The 6,144-nt window shown below is 57.2% G+C and carries 10 protein-coding genes; all 10 read right to left on the bottom strand.

From position 1 onward, the window contains the following. Positions 1-152: 152 nt before the first annotated feature. A complete protein-coding gene (locus tag VMU57_RS11985; RefSeq protein WP_325383684.1) occupies positions 153-890 on the bottom strand; it encodes an adenylate kinase in 738 nt (245 codons plus the stop codon). Between the two features lie 4 nt (positions 891-894). Next, entirely contained in the window at positions 895-2,304 is a 1,410-nt protein-coding gene (gene secY / locus VMU57_RS11980; RefSeq protein ID WP_325383682.1) for a preprotein translocase subunit SecY, read from the bottom strand. A 90-nt stretch (positions 2,305-2,394) separates the two neighbouring features. Then, positions 2,395-2,856 (bottom strand): 50S ribosomal protein L15, encoded by a 462-nt coding sequence (rplO, locus tag VMU57_RS11975; RefSeq protein ID WP_325383680.1) that lies wholly within the window; start codon positions 2,854-2,856, stop codon positions 2,395-2,397. Positions 2,857-2,952: 96 nt separating this feature from the next. Further along, positions 2,953-3,147, bottom strand: coding sequence for a 50S ribosomal protein L30 (gene rpmD, locus VMU57_RS11970; protein ID WP_325383678.1), 195 nt, complete (start codon positions 3,145-3,147; stop codon positions 2,953-2,955). Between the two features lie 36 nt (positions 3,148-3,183). Continuing rightward, a complete protein-coding gene (gene rpsE / locus VMU57_RS11965; RefSeq protein WP_216846392.1) occupies positions 3,184-3,690 on the bottom strand; it encodes a 30S ribosomal protein S5 in 507 nt (168 codons plus the stop codon). A gap of 46 nt (positions 3,691-3,736) precedes the next feature. Beyond that, positions 3,737-4,102, bottom strand: coding sequence for a 50S ribosomal protein L18 (gene rplR / locus VMU57_RS11960; protein ID WP_325383675.1), 366 nt, complete (start codon positions 4,100-4,102; stop codon positions 3,737-3,739). 113 nt (positions 4,103-4,215) lie between these two features. Then, positions 4,216-4,755 carry a 50S ribosomal protein L6 gene (gene rplF, locus VMU57_RS11955; RefSeq protein ID WP_325383674.1) on the bottom strand — a complete coding sequence of 180 codons (540 nt, stop codon included), beginning with the start codon at positions 4,753-4,755 and terminating at the stop codon, positions 4,216-4,218. 106 nt (positions 4,756-4,861) lie between these two features. Further along, positions 4,862-5,260 carry a 30S ribosomal protein S8 gene (rpsH, locus tag VMU57_RS11950; RefSeq protein ID WP_188554298.1) on the bottom strand — a complete coding sequence of 133 codons (399 nt, stop codon included), beginning with the start codon at positions 5,258-5,260 and terminating at the stop codon, positions 4,862-4,864. 166 nt (positions 5,261-5,426) lie between these two features. After that, a complete protein-coding gene (locus VMU57_RS11945) occupies positions 5,427-5,612 on the bottom strand; it encodes a type Z 30S ribosomal protein S14 (RefSeq protein ID WP_325383673.1) in 186 nt (61 codons plus the stop codon). A gap of 61 nt (positions 5,613-5,673) precedes the next feature. After that, the coding region (gene rplE / locus VMU57_RS11940; protein WP_325383671.1) for a 50S ribosomal protein L5 at positions 5,674-6,144 on the bottom strand (471 nt) is incomplete at its 5' end.

Below are 6,144 nucleotides of genomic sequence, written 5' to 3'. Positions count from 1 at the left end.
AGCGATCTTGCGAACGGCGACGTTTTCGAGGTCCATCGTAGTGGCGCCAGGCTTGACGAACGGCGCGATGGCGTCGTGGACCTGGCGGAGGGCCTTGCCGGAGATCCGCATCTTTTCGATCTCTGCGGGCGATTTGATGAGTATGGCCATTTTTAGTACTTAGCTTCGCGCAGAGCTTTCAGCGCCGTAACAATGCTTTGCGATACTTCCTCTACCGAAGGCTCACCGTTCACCTCGCGGAAGCGATTGCTGGCGCGATAATGTTCGATCACCGGGGCCGTCAGAGACTCGTATGCCTTCATTCGCTCGGTAAAAGCCTCTTCGGTATCGTCGCTGCGATGCTGGAGCGGGCTTCCATCGAGATCGCAGACGTCTGGCTTCACAGGCGGATGCGAGTAGATGTTATAGATGTGCCTGCAGGCCGAACAGATGCGCCGCCCAGTGATGCGGCGCAGCAGTTCGGCTTCGTCGACACGAATGTTGACAGCCACCAATGGCGGCGTCTCACGGAAGATGGGAAGATGCGCGTCCAGCCAGGTCGCCTGAGCCAGCGTACGGGGGAAGCCATCGAGGATGTAACCGGAGTGGACGTCATCGGCGGTGAGGCGAGCCTGCACCATGTCGTTGACGATCTGGTCGGGGACCAGTTGTCCCTTATCCATCAGGCCCTTTGCCGTCTTGCCTAACTCCGTCCCCTTGGCGATGTTCTCGCGCAGAATGTCGCCGGTGGAGATCTGCGGGATGCCGAAGGCGGCCATGAGCAACTGGGCCTGTGTGCCCTTGCCCACTCCGGGAGCGCCTAAAAGCAGGACCGGCCCAGGCAGAAAGGTGTTATCTGCCTGAGCCAATGAATGATGGGGTGTTGCTGAGTCGCTGGTCAATGTCGACACTTCCCTACCAGCTCTTGCGGCCACGAATACGACCGCTCCGCGGAGAGAAGCCTTCATAGTGGCGCATAACGAGCTGAGCTTCGATCTGCTGGACCGTATCCATGGCCACGCCGACGACGATCAGAAGCGACGTGCCGCCGAAATAGAAGCTGACGCCGAGACCGTTCGTTACCCAGGTTGGCATCTTGTCAAAGATTCCGCCGATCAACCAGAGGTGGTTGAAGTGGATACCGCTGATCAGCAACATCGGAATGAGCGAGATGATCACCAGGTAGATGCCGCCAACCAGAGTAATGCGGGTAAGCACGTCATTGATAAAGTCAGCCGTGCGCTTGCCGGGGCGGATGCCGGGGATGAAGCCGCCGTACTTGCGCATATTGTCTGCGATGTCGTCGGGACGGAAGACAATCGAGATATAGAAGTAGGCAAAGAAGATAATAGAGACGCTATAGAGCAACACGTACCACGGCTCGCCGGGCCCGAGAGCACGGAAAAGAGGACCGAAGAACGGTGAATCATGCAGCGAGTAGCCAAAGATGCTGGCACCTGAAAACAGCAGTGGCGCGGAGAGTATCGACGCAGCGAAGATGACCGGCATCACACCGCCGGAATTGACCTTCAGTGGAAGATGGGTCGACTGGCCGCCCATCATCTTTCGACCGACGATGCGCTTGGCGTACTGCACCGGAATGCGGCGCTCCGCCTTTTCAACATAGACGATAAAGGTCACAACGGCGAGCATCCCGACGATAAGGACGAGAAGAGCGAAGGGAGTAAAGGCACCCCAGGTTCTGTCCAGCGCCTTCTGCCAGAGATCGCCGATGCCGGCAGGAAGACCGACGACGATACCGGCAAAGATTAGCAAGCTCATCCCGTTGCCAATGCCGCGCTCCGTAATTTGCTCACCCAACCACATGACGAAGCCGGTTCCGGCGGTCAGTGTCAGCACGCAGAGCGGAACGAAGAGGCCCTTGGAGATGGTGACCATCGATTCGCCGGTGGAGGTATTGGTGAGGGTCAGCGCGATGGCGAACGACTGGACAACGCCCAGTATGATCGTGACGTAGCGGGTCCACTGCGTAATCTTGCGGCGGCCCAGTTCGCCTTCCTTCTGCAGCTTCGCCAACGGCTCATAAATAACGGTGAGCAATTGGAAGATGATGGAGGCGGTGATGTACGGCATGATGCCGAGGGCGAAGACGGTCAGCTTGCGCAGGTTTCCGCCGGAGAAGAGATCGACCAGGCCGAGGGACGAACCGGCGTTCTGGTTGAAGTACTGCGCCAGCATGTCGGCATTGATGCCTGGGGTGGGGATGTGTGACCCGAGGCGATAGATGGCCAGCATGGCAAGCGTGAAGAGGACGCGTGTCCGCAGATCGGTAATGCGGAAGATGTTTGCGAATTTCTCGAACATCGGAGAGAGGACCTCGGGGTAAAACCTGCTGCGGAGTGAACCGGCAGGCAAAAGCGGATGCTCTTGCCTGCCATCGATTCTAAATGCTAACTAGCCGATGAGGATCGCCTTGCCGCCGGCCTTTTCGATTGCTTCCTGAGCGGTCTTGGAAAACTTGTGCGCGTGAACGGTAACAGCGGTCTTCAGCTCTCCATTGTTGAGCACCTTGATCAGACCCTTCTTCTTGCGCAGAAGTCCGAGAGCAACGATCTTGTCGAGTGTGAACTCGGTCTCGTTGGAGGCAGCGTTAATCTCGGCGATGCGGTCGAGGCCAAGCACCTGGTATTCGACGCGGAAGATGTTGGTAAAACCGCGCTTGGGCAGACGGCGGTGAAGGGGCATCTGGCCGCCTTCGAAGCCACGCATGAGGCTTGAACCAGAGCGCGAACCCTGACCCTTGTGGCCACGGCCCGAGGTTTTACCGATGCCGGAGCCCATACCGCGTCCGACGCGCTTCTTGTTTTCATTAGCCTTTTTAGGGGCGCGGAGATTGGAAAGATTACGAATTGCCATTGTTTCCTCGCTTAACGCCAGCCAGCTCGTTGGCTGGCCGACTCGCATTTGATTTGCCCTGTGCGGGCTTTAAACGATTGCCTCGGCGACGATCAGTTAGCCGACGACGCGGACGAGATGCGGAACCTTTGCCACCATGCCACGAATGGATGGCGTGTCTTCACGCTCGACGATCTGGTTGAGGCGGGTGAAGCCAAGGCCCTTGATGACGAGCTTATGCTTGACCGGGGTGCAGATCTTGGAACGGAAGTACTGCAGCTTGATTTTGGCGGTTGCGTTAGTATCAGCCATTGAATTAAAGCTCCTCTGAATCTTTTGAGCGAAGAGCTAAAGCTCTTCGACTGCCTTACCGCGCAAAGCGGCGACTTCGGCCTTGTTGCGAAGCTGGATGAGAGCGTCGAAGGTGGCCTTGATAACGTTGTGCGGGTTCGCGGTGCCGAGCGACTTGGTGAGCACGTTCTGCACGCCCGCCGCAGTCATAACCGCCCGAACCGTCTTGCCGGCGATGATGCCGGTACCTTCAGCGGCAGGCTTCAGCATGACCTGACCGGCGCCGAAGTGGCCCAGCACCTGGTGCGGAATCGTAGTGTCGGTGAGATTGACCTTGTGCAGGTTCTTCTTGGCCGCTTCGATCCCCTTGCGGATGGCCTGGGGAACTTCCTTGGCCTTGCCCGAACCATATCCAACCACACCTTCGCCGGGATCACCGATGACGACGAGAGCGGCGAACGACATGTTCTTACCGCCTTTGACGACCTTGGTGACGCGATTGATGGAAACGACTTCGTCCTTCAGGTTGAGCCGGTTCGCGTCGATTTTTTTCTTCATTGCCATAATGTCCTAATCCAGCTTTCTGGCGGCCGCTTGGGGCGCCTAATCCTTAGAAATCGAGTCCAGCTTCGCGAGCAGCTTCGGCGAGGGCCTTGACGCGGCCGTGATACAGATAACCACCACGGTCGAACACAATCTTCTTGATGCCCTTCTCATGCGCGCGCTGGGCGATGAGCTTGCCCACTTCGGCAGCGGCAGCAATGTTGCCGCCGTAGTTCTTCTCTTCGCCCTTCTTGCCCATCGAGGAGGCAGAAGCGATGGTGACGCCGTTGAGATCGTCGATCAACTGTGTGTAGATATGGTTGAGCGAGCGGTAGACGTTCAGACGTGGGCGCTCGGCAGTGCCGGACATCTTCTCGCGGATACGCGTGTGAACGCGCTGGCGGATGACGTTGCGTTGACGGGGATTGATCATGATTGGCTTTCCTTCCTAGTAGCGTCGCCAGAGTACTGACGACGTTCGGTCTTAGTACGGTATGCGAGACAGAGATAAGGATAACAACCCTCAGCCTCTGCCCCGCGAAGACTTTACTTCGCGCCGGTCTTGCCGACCTTCTTCTTCAGCTTCTCGCCGGTGTAACGAACGCCCTTGTTCTTATAAGGATCGGGCTTGCGAAGAGAACGCATATCGGCAGCAACCTGGCCGACCTTCTGGCGATCGATGCCGGAGACCGTAACGTGGGTCTGTTTCGGGTCGATGGCGACTTCGATGCCGGAGGGTAGAGGAAATTCAATCGGGTGCGAATAGCCAAGGGTAAAAACAACAATGTTCTTGCCCTTGAGCTCCACACGATAGCCGATGCCGACGACGTCAAGCTCTTTGGTCCATCCGGTGGTGACGCCAGTGACAGCATTGAAGACAAGTGCACGGGCGAGGCCGTGAAAGGCTGCCTGCTTGTCATTCTGGCGCTCGGCAACCAAAGTTCCGTCCTTCTGGACGAGGGTGATTCCGCCAGGAAGCATTGCGGTGACTTTTCCCTTGGGGCCTTCGACGAGAACGGTATTGCCATTGACGGTGTACTTGACACCGGCAGGCATAGGGATCGGCTTCTTGCCAATACGTGACATTGTTCAATTCCTTCTTATGGCTTGCGAGTCGCAGGCTTAACCTGTTCCACTGCAGCCGATGAGCCTAAGGCTCAAATGCAAAAACAAAAGATCTGGCTTATTTGCTTTACCAAACTTCACAGAGAATCTCGCCGCCAACACCTTCACGGCGAGCCTGGCGACCGGTCATGACACCCTTGGGGGTGGTCATGATGGAGATGCCGAGGCCACCCTGTACGCGACGAATCTCATCGCGGCCAAGGTACACGCGGCAACCGGGACGCGAGACGCGCTGTAGGTCGCGGATGACGGCTTCGTTATTCGGGCCGTACTTGAGATAAACGCGAATGACCTTCTGGCCGTTCTCTTCCGTGGGCTTGTAGTTCGCGATGTAGCCCTCTTCCTTGAGGATGCGGGCAATTTCGGCCTTGAGCTTCGAGGCAGGAACATCAAGCTTCTGGTGGCGCGCACGGATGGAGTTGCGGATGCGGGTCAGAAAGTCTGCTACTGGATCGGTGAGGTTCATTCATTCTCCTTCATCCCCCGTTCGCTCACGAGTGTCTCTCACGAGAACCAGCGGGGATGTTTGTTGCGGTAAAGCTTCCAGACTTCTGCACTCTGAGTCGAAGCTCGAATGAGGTCTCTGGAAGGAACGTGCGGCACAGGGCCGAACGCGAGTAGATAAATTTATTCTACCAGCTTGACTTGACGACGCCCGGAATCTCTCCCTTGAGCGCAAGGTTGCGGAAACAGAGACGGCAGACACCAAACTTGCGCAGGAACGCGCGTGGGCGGCCGCAGAGCTGGCAGCGGTTGTGCTGGCGGGACTTGAACTTCGGTTTTCTTGCGTCTTTGACGCGCTTTGCGGTGGTTGCCATGATTTACTCTCTATCCTTACTACAAACTTGTTTGAGGCCCATGAGCCCGGCTACGTGCTGCTTACGCCCCAACGCGGAAAGGCATTCCAAACCCCTTCAGCAGAGCGCGGGCGCCATTGTCGTCCTTTGCCGTCGTGACGATGGTGACGTTCATGCCCTTGAGCTTATCGACCTTCGCATAGTCGATTTCGGCGAAGATGAGCTGATCACGCAGACCGAGAGTGTAGTTACCACGGCCATCGAAGCTCTTCGAGGAGACGCCACGGAAGTCGCGGACGCGGGGAAGCGCGATCGAGACGAGGCGGTCAAGGAACTCGTACATATTGTCGCCACGCAGCGTGACCATCGCACCAATAGGCATGCCCTCGCGCACCTTGAAGGCGGCAATGGACTTCTTGGCTTTAGTGGTCACAGGCTTCTGGCCTGCGATAGAAGCGAGATCAGCAATCAGGGGATCCATGATCTTGACGTTCTGCGTCGCTTCGCCGAGACCCATGTTGATGACGATCTTCTCAAGCTTCGGAATCGCCAT

Source organism: Edaphobacter sp. (assembly GCF_035532915.1).
Classification (GTDB): Bacteria; Acidobacteriota; Terriglobia; order Terriglobales; family Acidobacteriaceae; genus Edaphobacter.
Note: the sequence above shows the minus strand (reverse complement) of the source record. Positions and strands in the feature narration are given on the sequence as shown.

Coding starts and splice junctions, on each gene's coding strand:
- rpsE (WP_216846392.1), bottom strand. CDS start 3,690: ATGGCAATGAAGAAAAAAATCGACGCGAACCGGCTCAACCTGAAGGAC.
- rplF (WP_325383674.1), bottom strand. CDS start 4,755: ATGTCACGTATTGGCAAGAAGCCGATCCCTATGCCTGCCGGTGTCAAG.
- rplO (WP_325383680.1), bottom strand. CDS start 2,856: ATGGCAATTCGTAATCTTTCCAATCTCCGCGCCCCTAAAAAGGCTAAT.
- rplR (WP_325383675.1), bottom strand. CDS start 4,102: ATGATCAATCCCCGTCAACGCAACGTCATCCGCCAGCGCGTTCACACG.
- rpmD (WP_325383678.1), bottom strand. CDS start 3,147: ATGGCTGATACTAACGCAACCGCCAAAATCAAGCTGCAGTACTTCCGT.
- VMU57_RS11945 (WP_325383673.1), bottom strand. CDS start 5,612: ATGGCAACCACCGCAAAGCGCGTCAAAGACGCAAGAAAACCGAAGTTC.
- rpsH (WP_188554298.1), bottom strand. CDS start 5,260: ATGAACCTCACCGATCCAGTAGCAGACTTTCTGACCCGCATCCGCAAC.
- secY (WP_325383682.1), bottom strand. CDS start 2,304: ATGTTCGAGAAATTCGCAAACATCTTCCGCATTACCGATCTGCGGACA.